At 57.6% G+C, this 18,080-nt stretch carries 19 protein-coding genes; 15 read left to right on the top strand and 4 right to left on the bottom strand.

The genetic code is table 11. The features are described 5' to 3' along the window. Nucleotides 1-51: 51 nt before the first annotated feature. Both ACQZ51_RS04830 and ACQZ51_RS04825 read left to right on the top strand, forming a co-directional pair. Nucleotides 52-186: a hypothetical protein gene (locus ACQZ51_RS04830; RefSeq protein WP_448775571.1), complete on the top strand. Its 135-nt coding sequence runs from the start codon at nucleotides 52-54 to the stop codon at nucleotides 184-186. 309 nt (nucleotides 187-495) lie between these two features. Then, nucleotides 496-1,764 (top strand): GGDEF domain-containing response regulator, encoded by a 1,269-nt coding sequence (locus ACQZ51_RS04825; RefSeq protein ID WP_448775569.1) that lies wholly within the window; start codon nucleotides 496-498, stop codon nucleotides 1,762-1,764. 39 nt (nucleotides 1,765-1,803) lie between these two features. Here ACQZ51_RS04825 and ACQZ51_RS04820 read toward each other — a convergent pair whose 3' ends face one another. Further along, nucleotides 1,804-2,553, bottom strand: a complete 750-nt coding sequence (locus ACQZ51_RS04820) for an SOS response-associated peptidase (protein WP_448775567.1) — start codon at nucleotides 2,551-2,553, stop codon at nucleotides 1,804-1,806. 232 nt (nucleotides 2,554-2,785) lie between these two features. On the opposite strand from ACQZ51_RS04820, the gene ACQZ51_RS04815 reads away from it, so the two are divergent. From ACQZ51_RS04815 to ACQZ51_RS04780, 8 genes are all read left to right on the top strand, one after another. Next, nucleotides 2,786-3,205, top strand: coding sequence for an NUDIX hydrolase (locus ACQZ51_RS04815; RefSeq protein ID WP_448775565.1), 420 nt, complete (start codon nucleotides 2,786-2,788; stop codon nucleotides 3,203-3,205). Between the two features lie 110 nt (nucleotides 3,206-3,315). Further along, nucleotides 3,316-3,690 (top strand): TIGR02301 family protein, encoded by a 375-nt coding sequence (locus tag ACQZ51_RS04810; RefSeq protein WP_448775786.1) that lies wholly within the window; start codon nucleotides 3,316-3,318, stop codon nucleotides 3,688-3,690. A gap of 104 nt (nucleotides 3,691-3,794) precedes the next feature. After that, nucleotides 3,795-4,052, top strand: a complete 258-nt coding sequence (locus ACQZ51_RS04805; RefSeq protein ID WP_042618408.1) for a hypothetical protein — start codon at nucleotides 3,795-3,797, stop codon at nucleotides 4,050-4,052. Between the two features lie 14 nt (nucleotides 4,053-4,066). Next, the gene (locus ACQZ51_RS04800; protein ID WP_448775563.1) at nucleotides 4,067-4,804 is read left to right on the top strand and encodes a hypothetical protein; all 738 of its coding nucleotides are present in this window, start codon (nucleotides 4,067-4,069) and stop codon (nucleotides 4,802-4,804) included. Between the two features lie 70 nt (nucleotides 4,805-4,874). After that, on the top strand, nucleotides 4,875-5,720 hold the full coding sequence (gene ygfZ, locus ACQZ51_RS04795; RefSeq protein ID WP_448775561.1) for a CAF17-like 4Fe-4S cluster assembly/insertion protein YgfZ: 846 nt from the start codon (nucleotides 4,875-4,877) through the stop codon (nucleotides 5,718-5,720). Nucleotides 5,721-5,722: 2 nt separating this feature from the next. Further along, the gene (locus tag ACQZ51_RS04790; protein WP_448775559.1) at nucleotides 5,723-6,334 is read left to right on the top strand and encodes a hydrolase; all 612 of its coding nucleotides are present in this window, start codon (nucleotides 5,723-5,725) and stop codon (nucleotides 6,332-6,334) included. Further along, entirely contained in the window at nucleotides 6,331-6,849 is a 519-nt protein-coding gene (locus tag ACQZ51_RS04785) for a tyrosine phosphatase family protein (protein WP_448775558.1), read from the top strand. Before ACQZ51_RS04790 ends, ACQZ51_RS04785 begins: the two co-directional genes overlap by 4 nt. Nucleotides 6,850-6,926: 77 nt before the next feature. Beyond that, nucleotides 6,927-7,748 (top strand): mechanosensitive ion channel family protein, encoded by an 822-nt coding sequence (locus ACQZ51_RS04780; protein WP_448775556.1) that lies wholly within the window; start codon nucleotides 6,927-6,929, stop codon nucleotides 7,746-7,748. Between the two features lie 51 nt (nucleotides 7,749-7,799). Here the strand turns inward: ACQZ51_RS04780 and ACQZ51_RS04775 are convergent, their stop codons facing one another. From ACQZ51_RS04775 to ACQZ51_RS04765, 3 genes are all read right to left on the bottom strand, one after another. Then, complete coding sequence (locus tag ACQZ51_RS04775; protein ID WP_448775554.1) at nucleotides 7,800-8,618, bottom strand: ABC transporter permease; 819 nt, start codon at nucleotides 8,616-8,618, stop codon at nucleotides 7,800-7,802. Next, on the bottom strand, nucleotides 8,615-9,403 hold the full coding sequence (locus ACQZ51_RS04770; RefSeq protein ID WP_448775552.1) for an ABC transporter ATP-binding protein: 789 nt from the start codon (nucleotides 9,401-9,403) through the stop codon (nucleotides 8,615-8,617). Before ACQZ51_RS04770 ends, ACQZ51_RS04775 begins: the two co-directional genes overlap by 4 nt. 112 nt (nucleotides 9,404-9,515) lie before the next feature. Further along, nucleotides 9,516-10,511 (bottom strand): ABC transporter substrate-binding protein, encoded by a 996-nt coding sequence (locus ACQZ51_RS04765; RefSeq protein ID WP_448775784.1) that lies wholly within the window; start codon nucleotides 10,509-10,511, stop codon nucleotides 9,516-9,518. Nucleotides 10,512-10,840: 329 nt separating this feature from the next. Here ACQZ51_RS04765 and ACQZ51_RS04760 point away from each other — a divergent pair, with 329 nt between their 5' ends. From ACQZ51_RS04760 to ACQZ51_RS04740, 5 genes are all read left to right on the top strand, one after another. After that, nucleotides 10,841-12,415, top strand: a complete 1,575-nt coding sequence (locus ACQZ51_RS04760; RefSeq protein ID WP_448775550.1) for a VOC family protein — start codon at nucleotides 10,841-10,843, stop codon at nucleotides 12,413-12,415. Nucleotides 12,416-12,460: 45 nt separating this feature from the next. Then, nucleotides 12,461-15,172: a DUF2339 domain-containing protein gene (locus ACQZ51_RS04755; protein ID WP_448775548.1), complete on the top strand. Its 2,712-nt coding sequence runs from the start codon at nucleotides 12,461-12,463 to the stop codon at nucleotides 15,170-15,172. Nucleotides 15,173-15,226: 54 nt separating this feature from the next. Beyond that, nucleotides 15,227-15,868 (top strand): HD domain-containing protein, encoded by a 642-nt coding sequence (locus ACQZ51_RS04750; protein WP_448775546.1) that lies wholly within the window; start codon nucleotides 15,227-15,229, stop codon nucleotides 15,866-15,868. Nucleotides 15,869-15,890: 22 nt separating this feature from the next. Further along, a complete protein-coding gene (locus tag ACQZ51_RS04745; RefSeq protein ID WP_448775544.1) occupies nucleotides 15,891-16,736 on the top strand; it encodes an MOSC domain-containing protein in 846 nt (281 codons plus the stop codon). 110 nt (nucleotides 16,737-16,846) lie between these two features. Continuing rightward, the gene (locus ACQZ51_RS04740) at nucleotides 16,847-18,073 is read left to right on the top strand and encodes an MFS transporter (protein ID WP_448775543.1); all 1,227 of its coding nucleotides are present in this window, start codon (nucleotides 16,847-16,849) and stop codon (nucleotides 18,071-18,073) included. The last annotated feature ends 7 nt before the right edge of the window (nucleotides 18,074-18,080 follow it).

Here is an 18,080-nt window from a genome sequence, read left to right as displayed (position 1 = left end):
TTCCAGGAATGCATCACATCGATGCGTCCAAGGGGAACTCCGGAGACAGACATGAGCGAGACAAACAAGACTGAAGCGGCCGCAAAGCCCGACTTGAAAAGCCACTACAGACCGCTCGGCCTGAAGGCAGTTGCGGCAGCGGCGATGATGCTGGCACGCAAGCCCGAGAAGCCGAAAGCCGCATGATCTCAGCCTCTGCGGTTGAAAGTTCAACATCCAACCGTTTTGTTTCGCTCGTTACAGTTTGGCACCCTCGCGGGTGCCATTTTTGTTAATAGAAGTTCTGACTTTATTAAGGTGTATCTTATTTAATGTTCTCGTAAAACCTGCGCTTCTCGCAGAATGGCGAAACGAGAGAAGCCCCTCGCATATTTGAGTGAGCAATTCTTTTCGCTGATCATGTCCCTGCCCCCGTTTGCATTCGAAGCACTGCCCTCGTCGATATTGAAAAAACATTTCTGCGACGATGGGTTTTTCAAAGGTTGAAACCGAACCATGCAGGACAAAATTCTTCTTGTTGAAGATTCCATCGCTTTATCCATCCTGCTGAAAAACAAGCTGACAGACGACACGACGGCAGAGGTCTTTCATTGCGATAGCATGAGCCAGGCCATTGAGCTTCTCAACCAGCATCAGTTTACCCTGGCGCTCACAGGCCTCACCCTGCCGGATGCCCCTGATGGGGAAATTCTCAACGCGCTTGAACGATACAAGGTGCCAACCATCGTCTTTACCGGCACAGTCGACGAGGAGGCGAGGCAGCACTACGCTGAAAAGAAGATCATTGATTATATCATCAAGGATGGACGGCGCACGGTGGACACCGTGGTCAAGACAGTCGAGCGCATTCTGACCAATCGGCATTTCACAATTCTCGTCGTCGATGACGCCAAGGCGGCACGCTTCAGTCTGGTAGAAATCTTGACGCGGCAGAATTTCAGCGTGCTGGAAGCTCATACCGGCGCTGAAGCGCTGGAAGCGCTGAGCAGCAATCCATCGGTTCAACTCGTTATTACCGACTACTACATGCCGGATATGGATGGTTACGAGCTGTCACGCCAAATTCGTGCGAGACGCTCATCCGAAAATCTTCGCATTGTCGGCGTCTCCTCCTCCACCGACCGGATGCTCTCTGCGCATTTTCTGAAGGCCGGCGCATCGGACTTCATCTACAGGCCGTTCGTGCCGGAAGAGTTGCAGTGCCGTATCGATAACAATATCGAGACGCTGAAGCAGTTGACGCGCCTGCGTGATCTTGCCGAGAAGGATCACCTGACGGGACTTGCCAACCGCCGTTCTTTCTTCGATCAGGTGAATGCTTTTCTCGACGATATGCAAACGGGTGAGGGACGGGTCGAGCAGGGTTCAATCGCCATTCTCGATATAGATCATTTTAAGGCGATTAACGATACGCTTGGGCACAGTGCCGGAGACAAGGTGCTGAAGAAGCTGGCGCAGCTTTTATCCGACCTGTGCGCGCCTGGCCATCATGTCGCCGCGCGCATTGGCGGCGAGGAGTTCGCGCTCTTCCTGAACGGGCTTAATGGCGAAGATGCTTGTGCCTTCTGCGAAGCCATGCGCCTGGAGGTGGAGCGCAATGGTCAAAGCTTGAACAATACCGATCTTGCGCTAACGGTCTCCATCGGCGTTGTGGAGATCGACAGGAACGGCTCGCTAGACCAGCAACTGACGGCTGCCGACCAGTTTCTTTACGTTGCCAAGGCGAATGGCAGAAACAACGTCTATCCCGCTCACATCATCTGACCCGGGAGGCACAAGCGCAACGAGGGTGATAATCTGGGTCTAGAACAGTGAGAGCTGCGCGTTTGCACTCGGCACGGGAGCCAGAACTTCGTCCACGGGTTCCAGCAGATCTGGTCCTGTATTTGCAACCTTGTTGACCCTATCCGACACCGGGATCATTTCGAAAAAATCCTCCTCCGGTGCTTTCATCAAATCGAGCACATGCCGCGGTTCCTGCGTCTTGCAATCCAGCCATCTGGTAAAATCTTCAGGCGCAATCACCACAGGCATGCGGTCATGGATGCGCGCCATGGAGCGGTTGGCGCCGGTGGTCAGCATAGCGCCGGTATCCACCTCGGAACCATCAGCTGAGGCCCATGTTTCCATCAGAGCGGCAAAGGCAAAAACGCCGCCGGTTTTGGGCTTGATGTAATAGGCCTGCGGCTTTGCACCATCCTCTTTCGGCGGTCTGCGCCACTCATAAAAGCCGGTTGCGGGAATGAGCGCGCGCCGATGCCGCATGGCCGCGCGAAACGACGCCTTGCCGATAGCCGTTTCCGAGCGGGCGTTGATCAACAATGGAAATTCCTTCGGGTCCTTCACCCAGCCCGGCATCAAGCCCCATCGCACCAACATGGCCTGCCGGTTTGGCAGGTTGCTGCCCGGCTCAGGTCTCGAGCCCTCCAGAACAAGAAGGATCGGCTGCGTCGGAGCGATGTTGAACCGCGCTGGAAATTCCTCCAGATCTGCCAGAGCTAGATAATCCGCGACCGCGTCCGGTGTCGCGTTCAGCACAAATCGCCCGCACATGGCTAAGCTCCCCTTGCAAAAAGCATGAGCGGTGCTGCGCTATAGATCAGATAGAGTTTCATTCTGGCTGTTCCGACGGCGTTTCCCGCCGCTTATACCGCATCGATCTGCGGGTGGTCCATCACTAAGGGTAAACAGGATTTTACCGCGTTTTTTCCGTAATTCGCGGCCATGCCACGTTTCCTGCAAGGTTAAGCGCATAATCACTGTTTCTCTCCATCAGGGATATAGCATGCCATCACCGCATCCTGCTTCTTCAGCCATCGTCAGAAACGGCGACCGCCTTCTTCTCATACGGCGCATCAACGCTCCCTCAAAGGATATGTTCGCTTTTCCGGGCGGGCGCGGCGAGCCGGAAGAGACACCGGAACAAACGGCGGTGCGTGAACTTGAGGAGGAAACCGGCATTGTTGCGCGTCATCCACAGCTTTTCGCGACCTATGATTTGCCCAGCCATGATGATGAGGGCCGCCTGGTCAGCCACTTCTTTCTGTCTGTCTTTACGGTGGAAGCCGAGAGCATAGGCGATGTGCAGGAGGCTGACGATGCGGCGGAGGCCGGCTGGTACACGCTTGAGGAAATCCGCACATTACCCACGCCCGATAGTGTCCTTCAATGCGCTGAACGTTTGCTGGGCCAGTTGCAATGCTGAGCAGAATCGCGGCTAGTTGCAGCCAAGTTGTTGAAACGACATGTTGGTTTATGCGTAAACGGATGAGAAGACGAACTTGCATCGCTGTGCTGTTGGCACTTGGCATTGCTATGCCGATGGTTCAGCACGCGGCTGCGCAACCGTCTGTCATATCGCCTGCGGCACCGCCGGAAGAAAAGCCCGCCCCTTATGATAACCAGATGGCACGGCTGTCTGAAATACTGGGATCCATTCAGTATCTGCGCACGCTGTGCCCCGCCACCGGGTCTGAGGAGTGGCGCAAATCCATGAACGATCTGTTGGCGGCGGATACGGCCAACGAACCGAAACGCAAACAACGCATGACGGCTGCATTCAACCGTGGATACCGCACTTTCGCAGCAGTTCACACGGCATGCACACCGGCTGCCATCGCAGCCGAAGAGAAATACCGTATCGAAGGGGCAACACTGGCACAAGAAATTGCGTCTAGGTTCGGAAATTAGCGGTTTATTAACCTCTTTTGGCCGCAGGCCGTGCCGTTTTGATAAAAGACTGTTAGAGTTGTTAACAGGGTGGTAACGAGTTGCCTGCCTGTCGAGGATGAAAGATGCAAACAAGCCGTAACGAAATCCATGATATGATCGTGCATGAAAAAATGCAGGTCGCTCTGGAACATCAGAACGAAGCATGGGCCGATGGTATGGCCGATGGCATCGAGCCAGAGATCATTGCAGACGCCGCTATTGCTTTGGCCATGCGTGAAACAATCCGTATGCACGGCGAATCCGGTGCAGAAGCTATGCTCGAATCGCTACGCCAGCGGATGCTCGAGGGCGAATTTTCCCCTCACCGCATTATTCAGTAAGCTGGAGTTCAGTCATGTCTTGCTCTCGCAACGGGCTGCGGTCCTCTGCCGCGCTTTCCCTGTTGATTTCTCTGACGCTTGCCACGGGCAGCTTTACCCATAACGCTTACGCGCTCTCGGAATTGAGACCAGCGCAGGCACCGGCAAGTGAGACAGAAAAACCCGCGCAGGAACAGCAGGCAACCGAGCCTGACGCCATCGAGGGTGATGCAGAAGGCATTCCCCTGCCCGACCCGCTCGTGAATCGCGGATCCGGCCAGCAGGCAACACCAGAGCAGCCGCAGATTTCAGCGCAGATCGAGCATGATATCAGCAAGGCACCCGAGCCTGTGCGCCGTCTGCGCCAGCTCATCATCGACGCTGCAGCCACAGGCGACATCGAAAAGCTTCGCCCGCTCGTCAACACCGGCCCTAACCAGGCCCGCATTGATGGAGATAGCGGGAATGACCCCATTGCCGCGTTGAAGAGCTTTTCCGGTGACCCCGATGGTCTGGAAGTGCTCGCCATCATCATCGACCTTCTGTCCACCGGCTATGCCCGTGTCGATGCCGGCACGCCTGATGAGACCTATGTCTTCCCCTATTTCGCTGGCAAGTCGCTCACCACGCTGACGCAACCGGAAAAAGTGGAACTGTTGCGCATCATCACAGCCGGTGATCTAGCCGACATGCAGGAATATGGCAACTACAGCTTTTACCGCATCGGCATCTCGCCCGATGGCCAGTGGAAGTTCTTCACAGCCGGTGACTAATATCGCCGCGCTTGCTGTTCGCGTTCATAGACCCTAATTGTCAGGGTGAACAAACCCGAATGGAATGCCGATGTCTTCCGCCTTTTTGAACGACCGCGCTTTCATCCATGTCTCCGGCACCGGAGCCATGGATTTTCTGCAAAACCTCATCACGCCCGATCTCGAATCATTGCCCGCAGGCGAAGCACGCGCCGCTGCGCTGTTGACCCCGCAGGGCAAGATCATGTTCGAGTTCCTGATCTGGCGGAGTAGCGAAGGCTTTGTTCTGGAGACGGGTGTGGACCAGAAGGATGCGCTTCTGCGCCGTCTCACCATGTACAAGCTGCGTGCACCGGTTGATCTCAAGGCAGGCGAAACAGATGGCGTGAGCGTCTTCTGGGGCGAAGATGCTCCCGATGGCGCCATCAAGGACAGCCGCTTCGCCATGGCTGGCATCGATCTCTACCGGTTGCCCGGCACGACGTCCGGTGACGCCTCAGCCTATGATGCGCTACGCATCGCCAATGGCATCGTCGTTGCAGGGGCCGATTATGCGCTGAACGATGCCTTCCCTCATGATGTGCTGATGGATGTGAATGACGGCGTATCTTTCCGGAAAGGCTGCTTTGTCGGCCAGGAAGTCGTCTCGCGTATGAAGCATCGCGGCACGGCACGCCGCCGTGTCGTGATCGTATCAGGCGAAGCTGAACTGCCCGACAGCGGTACTGATATCATGGCTGGGGCAAAGCCAATCGGCACGCTTGGCACCGTTGCCGGAACCGAAGGCCTTGCCATCATCCGCACGGATCGCGCCGCAGATGCCATGGCGTCGGGCGTTGCCATCACCGCATCCGACGTGGCGGTGACTGTTGCGCTACCAGCATGGACCGGCCTCAGCTTTCCCGCTGTTGACCCCGCTACCAACGCGGACGATTGATCGTGGCGCCTGCAAAAACACCTCGCGCCTGGCAGCGCATGTTGTCCGGCAGGCGGCTGGATCTGCTTGATCCCTCGCCGCTGGATGTCGAGCTTGCAGATATTGCGCATGGCCTTGCTCGCGTGGCGCGTTGGAACGGACAGACGCGGGGCGACCACGCTTTTTCCGTGGCCCAGCACAGCCTAATCGTTGAGACCATCTTCTGCCGCATGAATACGAGCGCCTCGCCCAACGACATGCTGATGGCGCTTTTGCATGATGGCCCGGAATATGTCATCGGCGACATGATTTCCCCTTTCAAATCCGTGGTGGGTGGCGGTTACAAGCTGGTCGAAAAGCGGCTGGAAGCGGCTGTGCATCTGCGCTTCGGCCTGCCGCCCCATGCCAGCAGGGACTTGAAGGACCGCATCAAGAAGGCAGACACGGTCGCCGCCTTTTTCGAGGCAACCGAACTTGCCGGTTTTTCCCTGGCCGAAGCCCAGAAGTTCTTCGGCCTGCCGCGTGGCATTACCAAGGATATGATAGACATCGATCCCCTTCCGGCAATTGATGCGCAACACCGCTTCGTGGAACGCTTCGAGGCCATAGAACTGCTTCGAAAGAGCCATGCATGAGCGAAATTATTGTGTCTCCCCTGTCGCGCATTGCCGAAATGGCTGTGCGCCACAAATCGCGTGAAATGGTGACGTTGATTGCCAAGGAACAGGCGTTTCACCGCCCGGCGGTTATTTCCGCAGACCGGCATCTGACGTTGGAAATGAACGACATTACCTTCAAGGGCAATGACAAGCTGATCGCACCTGACGATGTGCATGTTCAAACATTGATCGATTTTGCGCGAGAATGGGACCAATCGGCCCCGCTTCTGGTCCATTGCTGGATGGGGGTTTCCCGCTCACCGGCGGCGGCCATCATCGTGGCGCTTGCGGTAAAGCCGGAGGAGGACGACGCCATCCTCGCCGCTCGGCTTCGCACCGTCTCCCCTTTCGCCACGCCCAATGCGCGCATCATCGAAATCGGTGACAGGTTGCTTGGCCGCAAAGGCGCGCTCATCAGCGCAGTCAAGGCCATTGGCCGAGGCGCGGATACGGACGGAAACGTGCCCTTTGTTTTTCCGCTTTCCGCATAAATAGACCGGAACCCACTTGCCCGTTGTTCGTTTCGAAATTGAACACGTGTGGAATATCTTTGAACAAGGGAATTTGAATGGACCAGCAGGCTACCGGTATTCTCGTCGCATCGCAGGCGGCACTTCGTCAGGCAAGCGCCTTGATGGTCCAATATTCCTTCTCCATCGTCGGTGCCATCGTCCTCCTCATCATAGGCTGGCTTGCCGCCACCCTCCTGCAGCGCTGGTCCTATGAAGGCCTGTCGCGCGTTCGCGGTTTTGATGAAACGCTGGCACGCTTCTTCTCTGGCGCCATTCGCTACATCGTCCTCATTCTCGTTCTCGTCATGGTGCTTGGCCAGTTTGGCGTGCAGACAGCATCGGTTCTCGCGGCGCTTGGCGCGGCGGGTTTGGCCATTGGTCTTGCCTTGCAGGGAACATTGCAGAACATTGCTGCTGGCATCATGCTTCTGGTTTTGCGGCCATTCCGCGTGGGCGAATATATTGAAACCAGCTCTGTCAGCGGCACAATCGTGGAGATCGGTCTCTTCGCCACGGAACTGAAAACAAGCGACGGGCTTTATCGCCTCGCGCCCAACTCCACGCTCTGGAACGTGCCTATCACCAATTACAGCCGCTTCCCTTCGCGTCGCCACGAGCTGAGCGTAACAGTACCGACTGGCGAAAGCACGGCAGAAACGCAGGAAATGCTGCTGGAACTGGCCCGCTCCGACAGCCGCGTTCTGCTGGATCCTGCACCGACGACGTTTGTCGATTCCGTTACTGGAGACAGCGCGACCGTGACGCTGAGATATTGGGCCAAGAGCGACACCTGGTTCGCAACCACCCGCGACATGACCAAGTCTCTCAAGATGGTGTTTGATGCGCGGGCAGTGAAAGCGAACGAGCAGCAGCCGTAACAGCAAGTCATTCAAGGCCGGCAACACCGGCCTTGATTGCGTCTGGCAGGCCTATTGCCCCATGGTGGAGCGGTGCGCCCAGCCGGTCATACGCCGTTCGATCCAGGCCATCACCGCATACATTGCAATACCCTCTACTGCGAGCATGAGAAGACCGGCAAAGACTAAGGGCACATTGAACTGGCTTTGTGCCGAGCTCATCATGTTGCCGAGGCCGTAATTGGAGGCGACCGTTTCAGACACGACAGAGCCGACAAAGGCGAGCGTGATGGCGATTTTCAGCGATCCGAAGAAGTAAGGCATGGAGCGCGGAATGCCGACCTTCAGCATGATATCCATTTTCTTCGCGCCAAGCGCTCGAAGCACGTCTTCCGTCTCCGGCTCGATGGTGGCGAGGCCGGTGGCGACATTGACGACGATGGGAAAGAAGGAAATCAGGAATGCCGTCAGCACCGCAGGCACGGTGCCGATGCCAAACCAGATGACGAGAATGGGAACCAGCGCGACCTTGGGGACGGCGTTGAAACCGATCATCAGCGGGTAAAGCCCGGCATAGATTGTTTTCGACCAGCCGATAAACAGGCCTATGCCCAAACCCGTCACCACCGCCAGCGCGAAGCCGAGCGTGGTGGTGTACAGCGTTTGCAGCGAATTCTTCCAGATCGGCGACCAATATTGCAGAATCGCCTGCGCAACCCTTGTCGGCGAGGGCAAAATGGTCTGCGGCATCTTCAGCGCATAGACCAGCAGTTCCCAGGCCAGAAAAAGCACAATCGTGTAAAGCCATGGAGCGGCCTTGACCCAGTTGATGCGGGCAACCAGCGGCAGGCTTGACGCAGGCGTAGCGGTGTTTTTGACAACCATGCTCATGCTGCCACCCGCGCTTTGGCTATTTCGCCGTGCAATTGCTGCACCATTTCATTGAAATTCTTTTCATACATCAGATCAAGCTGGCGCGGGCGGGCAAAGGGTACCTTGTGCTCGGCCAGTATCCTGCCCGGTCTTGCGCTCATTACGAAAACCTTGTCGGCAAGAAATGTCGCCTCGCGCAGATCATGCGTTACCAGAATGATGGTCACGCGCTTGGCAGCGTGAAGATCGCGGATGACGCACCACAGCTCCTCGCGGGTAAAGGCATCTAGCGCACCGAAAGGCTCGTCCAGCATCAGGAGTTCCGGCTCATGAATGAGCGCACGGCAAAGATTGGCGCGCTGCTGCATGCCACCGGAAAGCTGCCAGGGAAACTTGGAGCCGAAACCCTTCAGCCCGACGATTTCCAGCAGGCGCTCGGCCTTGGCCACATATTCCGCCTTGTTGGCCCGCAACCGATGGCGATGCCTCTCAACGATTTCCAGCGGTAGCAGAATGTTTTCCAGAGTCGTGCGCCATGGCAGCATGGTAGGGTTCTGGAACGCCATCCCCACAATCGAAACAGGCTCGGTGACTTGACGGCCCGCCACGATGACATTGCCCTTTTGCGGAATGTGCAGGCCCGTCACCAGTTTCATCAATGTGGATTTGCCGCAGCCCGATGGCCCGACAACGGCGGCAAACTGGCCCTTCTTGACCTTGAGATCGAGACCGCTGACAGCGAGCGTGCCGGATGCCCCGCCATAGCGCATATCAACGCCATCGATTTCAACAAGTTGAGCCATCTCAATTCCTGTAATTTTTCGAGAATGCGCAGGGCGTTGAATTGAAAGCATCATCCCCGGCCCGGAGCCGGGGATACCCCTGTCGCAACATAGATGCTTTGTCAGCCCGGACTTACGGGAGCAGACGCTCTTCCTTCGGCGGCAGGTAAGTTGCATCAAAGACCTGCTCGGCCTTGACGTTGCCCTTGAGACCGACCGACACTTTCAGTGTCTCGATGGAGGCTGCAAGCCGGGCCGCATCGACCCCGCCCATGCCATTTTCAACCACGTAGGGTGTCTTGATGTTCATGGCATTTGCCATGGTAAGACGCTGCAATTCGATATCGGGGTTCAGCGTTTCGTTACGCTTCAACACGGCTGCAACGCCCTCTTCCGGGTTCCTGACCGAATCGGCAAAGCCCTTGGCCAGCGCCTTCAGGAAACCCTTGACCGCATCAGGGTTTTCCGCTGCAAAATCAGTGTTGACGAGGACTGCGTTGCCATAAAGATTCAAGCCATGTTCGGCCATCAGAATGGTCGCAATATCATCATCGGCAATGCCCTGCGCCTTCAGGTTCAGGATGACGGAAAAGGCAAAACCAAACACGGCATCCACGTCGCCCTTGGCCAGCATCGGCTCGCGCACCGGAAAGCCGATGGACTGGATATCGATCTTGCTGTCATCAATCTTGGCAACCTGCTTGAAAGCTTTCCACTGGGCAAATGCGCCATCCGGCGGCGGCGCACCCAGCTTTTTGCCTTCCAGCGATTTCGGATCATTCGTCACGCCCAGCGACTTGCGGCCAACGACGGCAAAGGTCGGGCGCTCATAGACCATATAGACGGCCTTGACCTTTTGGGTCGGGTCTTCATCCAGAAACTTCATCAGCGAGTTGATATCACCGAAGCCCATCTGGTAGGCGCCGGTCGCCACACGCGGGATGGCTTCTACCGAGCCGTTGCCGCTATCAATGGTCACATCCAGCCCTTCGGCCTTGAAATATCCCTTGTCCAGCGCCAGCAAAAATCCGGCGGCGGGGCCTTCGAATTTCCAATCGAGTGTGAATTTGATGGGGGTTTGCGCGAAGGCTGTCATCGGTGCGGTGGATATACCGGCAAACAAACTCATAGCGGCCAAAGCCGCTGTCTTTGAAAACAGCCTTCGCGTGAACATCTGAAATTTCCCTCTGGAGGTTTTTTATGTTGTTGGGACCATAGAAAACAATTTGGTTTGCGATAGCAAGCAGAAATCGCACATATTTTGCTCAAAATAATTTCCGCACAATATATAATCATTTCTAGATTGTGGATCGAGCAAAGCGCATAATTTGCGGGCAAAAGAGGCTGTTTTCACGCGAATGTTCATCGAACGAACACATCGTTCTCAATCCGTCGCATTGCTAAATTTTCGCCGCCGAAGAACATAGGGCTCACGAGAAAACGACGCAGGAGACAGGCATGACATCCGCACTTGGTATCCACCACATCACCATGATTACCCGCAAGGTGCAGGCCAATGTGGATTTCTACGTCGGCTTTCTGGGTTTGCGGCTGGTGAAGCGCACGGCGGGTTTTGAAGATGCCATGCAGCTTCATCTGTTCTATGGCGATCATTCGGCCTCTCCCGGCTCTCTTCTGACCTTCCTTGTGTGGGAAGACGGAGCGCAGGGTCGTGTGGGTTATGGCCAGACGTTGGAAGTGTCGCTGGCGATTGATCCGGCAAGCATCGGCTTCTGGCTGACCCGCGCATTGCAGGCAGGTGTGAGAACGGAAGGACCGATGGAGGAATTTGGCGAGCCGGTCATTCGCCTCAAAGACCCCGATGGTATCATCCTGAAACTGGTTGGCACCCACGCCTTTGCCGATACGAATGTGCATGAAGCGCCGGGCATTGCCCGCGAACACGCTATTCGCCGCATCCGTGGTGCAACCGTTTTGAGCGAGGTCCCAGAAGAAACGGAAGGTTTCCTGAAAAAGCACTTCGGCTACACCCGTATAGGTCAGAGCGGCTCGATCCGCCGCACAGTTTCAGCATCGGGAGATGTGATCGATGTGCGGGATGCGACCGGCTTCTGGTCCAGCGCACCCGGCACCGGCACTGTGGATCATATTGCTTTTCGTGCCGCAGATATGAATGAGCTGGACGAGACGCTTAAGGGACTGCAATCCCTCAACTCATCCGCCACCAATGCGCATGACCGCAAGTATTTCTCATCGCTCTATGTGCGCGAACCCGGCGACGTCCTGATCGAAATGGCGACAGATGCGCCCGGCATGACGGTGGACGAGCCAGTTGAGATATTGGGAGAGCACCTGTTCATCCCCCAACTTTTCATGCGCGATGAGGATGATGTGCGCGTGGCCTTGCCGCAATTCTCCATGCCGGGAGAAGAGCGCGTTATTTACCGCGATTTGCCGTTCGTTCACCGGTTTTACACGCCCTCTGAGCCTGATGGCTCCACCATCATCCTGCTGCACGGCTCCGGCGGGAGCGAAACGAGCCTGATGGCGCTTACCCACAACGCCAACCCGCGAGCAACCCTGCTGGGCGTGCGTGGCCGCAGCACGGAAGAAGACATCGCCCGCTGGTTCCGCCGATTTGGCGATCTCAGCTTCGATGAGAAGGATATTGTTTCCGAAGCAGAAGCCTTCGCCTCATTCGTGGAAGAGGCCATTGGTGTCTATGGTATCGACCGGGACAGGTTGAGTTTCATCGGCCACTCGAACGGGGCAAACTTCGCGGCGGCATTCTTCGCGCTTCATCCGCAATTGGCACGGCATGCCCTGCTGTTGCGGCCGATGCCTGTCTTAACCGAATGGCCGCACTCGGATCTTTCCGGCACACGCTTCACGCTGGCAGCCGGCGAGACCGATCGCCACCGGGAAAAAGCCGACATTCTGAAGCAGCATCTGATCCAGAGCGGAGCGGATGCGCAGATGGCACTTCTGCCGCTCGGCCACGAGTTGGGCGTGGACGATGTGGTGCTTGCCAAACGATGGGCAGAGGAGTTGTCCACAAGCAAACTTGCTTAATTAGCGAGAAAGCGCCTAGAAAACAGGATCATATTTGAGGTTGTTATGACATCACTCCTGTTGCTGATCGCTATTGGCTACGTCTTTGCCTTCTTCTACACGCTGAATGCGAGTATAAAGAACTCCAGACGACTGACAGCCGTCGAGGCAGAGTTGACGGCCTTGAAGGCCCGGATGGCCTCTGGCGAAGCGCCTCTGGCAGAACTGGTGCCGGAACAGCCGCTGCCTCTCGAAGAGGACATTGTCGCAGCAACGGCTCAAGACGATGTTTCAGCCGAGAGCGCAGACGAACAAGCTGAAACACCACCGGCTGCGGTGCCACGCCCCAAAGAGAGCTTTGAAAGCAAGCTTGGTGCACGCTGGGCGGTTTGGGCCGGTGGCTTGGCATTGGCACTGGGCGGCATTTTCCTCGTCAAATATTCCATCGAAAGCGGCCTACTCAGCCCCGCCGTGCGTCTGGCCATGGCTGCCGCATTCGGCCTGCTGCTGGTGGCCGCCGGTGAAGCGGTTCGCCGCAAGGCCGTACCGGGCATCGCCGCTGCCTATTCCAACGCCATGATCCCAGGCATTCTCACCGCCGCGGGCGCCCTCACCCTGTTTGGCGTGACCTATGCGGCCTATGGCATTTACGACTATATCGGCCCGACGACCGCGTTCATCCTGCTGGCGCTGGTTGGCTTTGCAACGATTGGTCTGTCGCTTCTGCATGGGCAGGCGCTTGCGGGGCTTGGCCTTCTCGGCTCGATGGTGACACCCGCGCTGATCTCGACCGAGACCCCCAATATTTGGGCCCTGTTCGGCTTTCTCACCGCCTCCTGGCTTGCCACAGCGGCAGCATCGCGTAGCCAGCGCTGGCATGTCGTTCCGGCTTTGGCCAATGTCGGGCTTGGCCTCTGGGCTATCGGCTACATGGTCTATGCACCCCTCATCGAGGCCGAACCTGTGGTGGCAAGCCTCCTTGCCATGATCGCCGGCTCCATCTGGATCTGGCCGGGCAAATATGTAAGCCAGCCGGCTGGCATGGCTGTTTACGCACCGCGTTCGGACAGCCGTTTTCCTGTCCTCCGGGAACTGCTGGGCCGCCCACCGGCCAGCCTCAACGTGACACTATCTCTGGCCATCGTGCTTCCGGCACTTGCCTTCTCCGTCATCGAAACCGGCATAACCATGCACCCGGCCTTTGCCATGGCCGTTCTGGTGTTGGGTCTCGCTGCAATGGGTGCGGGACGCAACCACGCCGTCTGGTCCGCCATCTTCGCCTCGCTGGCAGCCCTTGGCTGCGCCAATCTGCTGGCAGGCTTCGGCGTCAACTACCTGCCGACCGTTGGTGATGGAACTGCCACTCTATCATCGGTTGGCATCGATGTGGCCGCGCAGGCTCCGGTTACGCGCATCATGGGCATTCTGTTCCTGCTGTTCTCCTGGCAGGCCATCCGGCGCAAGTCCGCCCTTGATCCGTCTTTCGGAGCCTTGTGGGCGTTTATCGGCGTCGCGGTTCCACTCGGCCTCGGCATCATCAGCTTCGTGGAATATGGCAATCTCACCCGGGACTGGCTGCATGCAGCCTACGGGCTGGCCGTCGCCCTTGTGCTGCTGGGTGGCGCGTATCGGCTCACTCTGAAATGCGAAGACGGTTTTACCACGCCCATCAATATCATGCTGATCGGCTCGTTCCTCGCGTTTGTCTTCATTGTTCACACGCTGACATCGGGGCTCACCACCACCCTTCTCATTCCGGCCATCGGCTTTGTCTATGTGCTGGCAACGCGGCGCGTCTCATGGGCGGCGCAGCCATGGGCCATGGTGCTCGCTTGCCTGTTCGTTCTGGGTCGCATTGCCTGGGAACCGACCATCGTCGGCCCGCAGAACCTTGGCACCACGCCCGTGTTCAACGCACTCCTGCCCGGTTATGGCATCCCCGCACTGCTTGCCATCGCATCCGCATGGCTGCTGCGGGACTGGCCGGGGGCACGGGTCAAGAACATTCTGCAAGCCATAGCCAGCCTGCTCGGCCTGCTGGCCATCGCCATACTTGTTCGCCATGCCATGAATGGCGGCGTTCTGAACTCGGCGACACCGACCCTTGGTGAACAGTCAATCTACACGCTGCTGACCATTGGCATGTCCGGCGTGCTGATGACGCTGGACATGAAAAGCCCGAGCCCGGTTTTCCGCTACGGCTCCATGGTCGCGGGCGTGATTGCCATGGCCAATGTGCTGATTGCCCATTTTTACGGCCTCAACCCCTATCTCACCGGCGAGAGCACCGGCCCCTGGCCGTTCTTCAACCTGCTGCTGATCGGCTATCTGCTTCCAGCCATCGCCTATGCGGGCCTTGCCTGGTATGCGCGGGACAAGCGTCCAGCCGCCTATGTTACAGCTCTGGCACTGTCAGGCGCAGCACTCGGTTTTGCCTGGGCAACGCTGTCCGTTCGCCGTTTCTGGCAGGGAGAGAACATCGCGGATTGGAAGGGCTTCCTTCAGGGCGAGACTTACAGCTATTCCGTGGTCTGGCTCGTCATCGGCGTGCTGTTGCTCGTGCTCGGTTCGCGATTTGATGCTAAAAGCCTGCGGCTTGCCTCGGCGGCATTGGTTTTCCTTGCGGTTGCCAAGGCCTTCCTGATCGATATGAGCAATCTGGAAGGTGTGTTGCGCGCCTTGTCCTTCATCGGTCTCGGCGTCGTGCTAATCGGCATTGGTCTCTTCTATCAGAAGATTTTGACATCGCAGCCGAAGGCGGAGGAAGCGCAAGGGTGATTGTGCACCTGTGCCTCCCCCTCTAAACAACACATCTCAAACGGGGGGAATCACATGCAGGCAGAGGCTTTCGCACCTTTCGAGGCACTGGCAGAAGCGCTGATACCGCATGCCACCGAAGGCGATGACGGATCGCATGACATGGCGCATATCCATCGCGTCTTTCGCAATGCGATGCGCATTCATGCGAAAGAAGGTGGCGATGGCGCGGTGCTGGCCGCCAGCGTTCTCCTGCATGATTGCGTGGCGGTGGAAAAGAACTCTCCGTTGCGTGCGCAAGCATCGCGGCTGGCAGCCGAAAAGGCATCTGGCATCTTGCAGGCTAAGGGCTGGAGCGATGCCAACATCGAAGCTGTCGGCCACGCCATTCTGACCCACAGTTTTTCCGCCAATATCGCGCCGGAAACGCTGGAAGCAAAAATCCTTCAGGATGCCGACCGTCTGGACGCCATCGGGATGGTGGGCGCTGCCCGCTGCTTTTATATTGCAGGCCGCATGGGTTCTGCCCTTTATGATCCGCAAGATCCATTGGCAAAAAACCGCCCGCTGGATGACCGCCGCTTTGCCATCGACCATTTCGAAAACAAGCTTTTCAAACTGGCAGATGGCTTCCAGACTGAGGCCGGGCGGCAGATTGCCGGGGAACGTCACGAACGGCTGAGACAGGTGCTCGACCTGTTTCTGGATGAGATTTAGGGCCTGAGGCATGGGAAACGGAATGCGCATTACCGAACTCAACATCTATCCGCTCAAAAGTGGCCGAGGCATCTCGCTGTCTGAAAGCCTCATCGCGCCCGAGGGGTTGCCGGGAGACCGGCGGCTGATGTTGATTGATCCATCGGGGCAATTCATCACTCAGCGCGAACTGCCAGACATAGCCAGCATCATCACGCAGGCTGAACAGGGCGGCTACTCGCTTTCCATCGACGGTAAGGGACACGTCCTTGCCTCACCATCGACCACGCGGATCGATGCCACCGTCTGGAGATCAACGGTCAATGCGGCCATTGCAAATGATGAGGCCAATGCAGCCTTGTCGAGCTGGCTGGAGCGGGATGTCAAACTTGCATTTTTCGATGATACCTCGCGCCGCAGTGCCAACATCGACTGGACAGGGGATGACACGCCGGTCACCTTTGCGGATGGCTACCAGATCCTGCTGACGACCACAGCATCCCTTGCCGCTCTGAACAATGATATGGCCGCCAATGGCGAAGGTGAAGTTGGCATGGAACGCTTCCGGCCCAACTTCGTGGTCGAGACTGATGAGGCATGGGCGGAAGACCGTTGGGCCGCAATCGAGATCAACGGCATCCGCTTTGATCTCGTCAAGCCCTGCACCCGCTGCATCATGACCTCACAAGATCAGCAAACCGGCTCCCGCGACGTTCCCTCCCCCATAAAAGCCATGAGCCGCATCCGCATGTCCGCCGATCGCCGCGTGCCCGGCGTCCTCTTTGGCTGGAACCTGACGCCGCGCGGCGAAGGGTCTATCGCTGTGGGAGATGTCTTGAAGGTTGTGGGACAGCGAAGCGAAGGCTGGCCCATCAAGACCCGGGGCTGAGCCCTCCCCAGACACAGCCTATCAACAGCACTCATTGATCGGTCAAGAAAAGTTGCTGGTGCAGAGGCCTGGCTGGAGATAGTCTTTTTCTCCTGTCGGGGAAATTTTCAATGTCCAATGCTACGCGCTCGCCTCTCGCCAACCCCATGCCGTGGCTGATCATCGCCGCTGGCTCGCTGATCGCCGTGCTGACCTTCGGCCCGCGCTCGGCCATGGGCTTTTTCCAGTTGCCCATGCTGGCCGATACGGGGTGGGATCGCTCCACATTCGGGCTGGCAATGGCGTTGCAGAACCTGTTCTGGGGCATCGGCCAGCCGATCTTCGGTGCCATGGCCGATAAGTTTGGAACGGCTCGTGTGCTGGTCCTATCGGGCCTTATTTATGCGGCGGGGCTTGTCTGCATGTCCATCGGCAGTTCACCGCTGTGGCTGCACCTGGGTGGCGGCGTGCTGGTGGGCTTAGGCGTCGCGGCAGGATCGTTCAGCGTCATTCTCTCGGCATTTGCGCGCCATGTTACGCCGGAGCAGCGCTCCATGGCGTTCGGCATCGGAACGGCTGCCGGGTCTGCGGGCATGTTCATTTTCGCGCCCATCAGCCAAGGCCTGATCTCCACCTATGGATGGTCGGACAGCCTTGTCTGGCTGGCTGCGATGATGCTGCTTGTGCCACTCCTGGCATGGCCGCTGCGCGGCAATTCATCGTCCGGCACCCAATCTCAGGCACAGTTCAAGCAGACGGCTGGAGAGGCCCTGCGCGAAGCCCTCAGCCACAGAAGCTATCTGCTGCTGGCCACCGGCTTTCTCGTCTGTGGCTTTCAGGTCGCCTTTATCACCGCACATTTCCCCGCCTATCTCGGCGATATCGGCATTGAGCCGCGTTATGCCGTGATTGCCATGGCCTTGATCGGCTTTTTCAACATTGCAGGTTCGCTTGCCGCTGGCTTTATTGCCCAGCGATACCCGAAGCCCTATCTGCTGGCCTATATCTATATTGGCCGCTCCATCGCCGTCACGGCCTTCCTGCTTTTGCCGCATTCACCCACATCGGTCATCATTTTCGCGGCTGTGATGGGCATTCTCTGGCTATCCACCGTGCCGCCAACAAATGGCCTCGTCGCCATCATGTTCGGCACACGCCATCTCGGCATGTTGGGCGGTGTCGTGTTCCTGTCGCACCAGATCGGTTCGTTTCTTGGCGTATGGCTGGGCGGCTTTCTCTACGACATGCTCGGTTCTTACGATATCGTCTGGTGGCTGGGTGTTGCCATGGGCCTGTTTGCCGCCGTGGTGCATTGGCCCATCCAGGAGCGCGCGGTGGTTCGCCCCACCCCGGCGTAAGGCTCGA

The sequence above is a fragment of the Agrobacterium sp. CG674 genome (assembly GCF_053521645.1).
The sequence above is the reverse complement of the archived record's forward strand: the minus strand, read 5'-3'. Positions and strand labels throughout refer to the sequence as shown.

Coding starts and splice junctions, on each gene's coding strand:
- ACQZ51_RS04830 (WP_448775571.1), top strand. CDS start 52: ATGAGCGAGACAAACAAGACTGAAGCGGCCGCAAAGCCCGACTTGAAA.
- ACQZ51_RS04825 (WP_448775569.1), top strand. CDS start 496: ATGCAGGACAAAATTCTTCTTGTTGAAGATTCCATCGCTTTATCCATC.
- ACQZ51_RS04820 (WP_448775567.1), bottom strand. CDS start 2,553: ATGTGCGGGCGATTTGTGCTGAACGCGACACCGGACGCGGTCGCGGAT.
- ACQZ51_RS04815 (WP_448775565.1), top strand. CDS start 2,786: ATGCCATCACCGCATCCTGCTTCTTCAGCCATCGTCAGAAACGGCGAC.
- ACQZ51_RS04810 (WP_448775786.1), top strand. CDS start 3,316: ATGCCGATGGTTCAGCACGCGGCTGCGCAACCGTCTGTCATATCGCCT.
- ACQZ51_RS04805 (WP_042618408.1), top strand. CDS start 3,795: ATGCAAACAAGCCGTAACGAAATCCATGATATGATCGTGCATGAAAAA.
- ACQZ51_RS04800 (WP_448775563.1), top strand. CDS start 4,067: ATGTCTTGCTCTCGCAACGGGCTGCGGTCCTCTGCCGCGCTTTCCCTG.
- ygfZ (WP_448775561.1), top strand. CDS start 4,875: ATGTCTTCCGCCTTTTTGAACGACCGCGCTTTCATCCATGTCTCCGGC.
- ACQZ51_RS04785 (WP_448775558.1), top strand. CDS start 6,331: ATGAGCGAAATTATTGTGTCTCCCCTGTCGCGCATTGCCGAAATGGCT.
- ACQZ51_RS04780 (WP_448775556.1), top strand. CDS start 6,927: ATGGACCAGCAGGCTACCGGTATTCTCGTCGCATCGCAGGCGGCACTT.
- ACQZ51_RS04775 (WP_448775554.1), bottom strand. CDS start 8,618: ATGAGCATGGTTGTCAAAAACACCGCTACGCCTGCGTCAAGCCTGCCG.
- ACQZ51_RS04770 (WP_448775552.1), bottom strand. CDS start 9,403: ATGGCTCAACTTGTTGAAATCGATGGCGTTGATATGCGCTATGGCGGG.
- ACQZ51_RS04765 (WP_448775784.1), bottom strand. CDS start 10,511: ATGAGTTTGTTTGCCGGTATATCCACCGCACCGATGACAGCCTTCGCG.
- ACQZ51_RS04760 (WP_448775550.1), top strand. CDS start 10,841: ATGACATCCGCACTTGGTATCCACCACATCACCATGATTACCCGCAAG.
- ACQZ51_RS04755 (WP_448775548.1), top strand. CDS start 12,461: ATGACATCACTCCTGTTGCTGATCGCTATTGGCTACGTCTTTGCCTTC.
- ACQZ51_RS04750 (WP_448775546.1), top strand. CDS start 15,227: ATGCAGGCAGAGGCTTTCGCACCTTTCGAGGCACTGGCAGAAGCGCTG.
- ACQZ51_RS04745 (WP_448775544.1), top strand. CDS start 15,891: ATGCGCATTACCGAACTCAACATCTATCCGCTCAAAAGTGGCCGAGGC.
- ACQZ51_RS04740 (WP_448775543.1), top strand. CDS start 16,847: ATGTCCAATGCTACGCGCTCGCCTCTCGCCAACCCCATGCCGTGGCTG.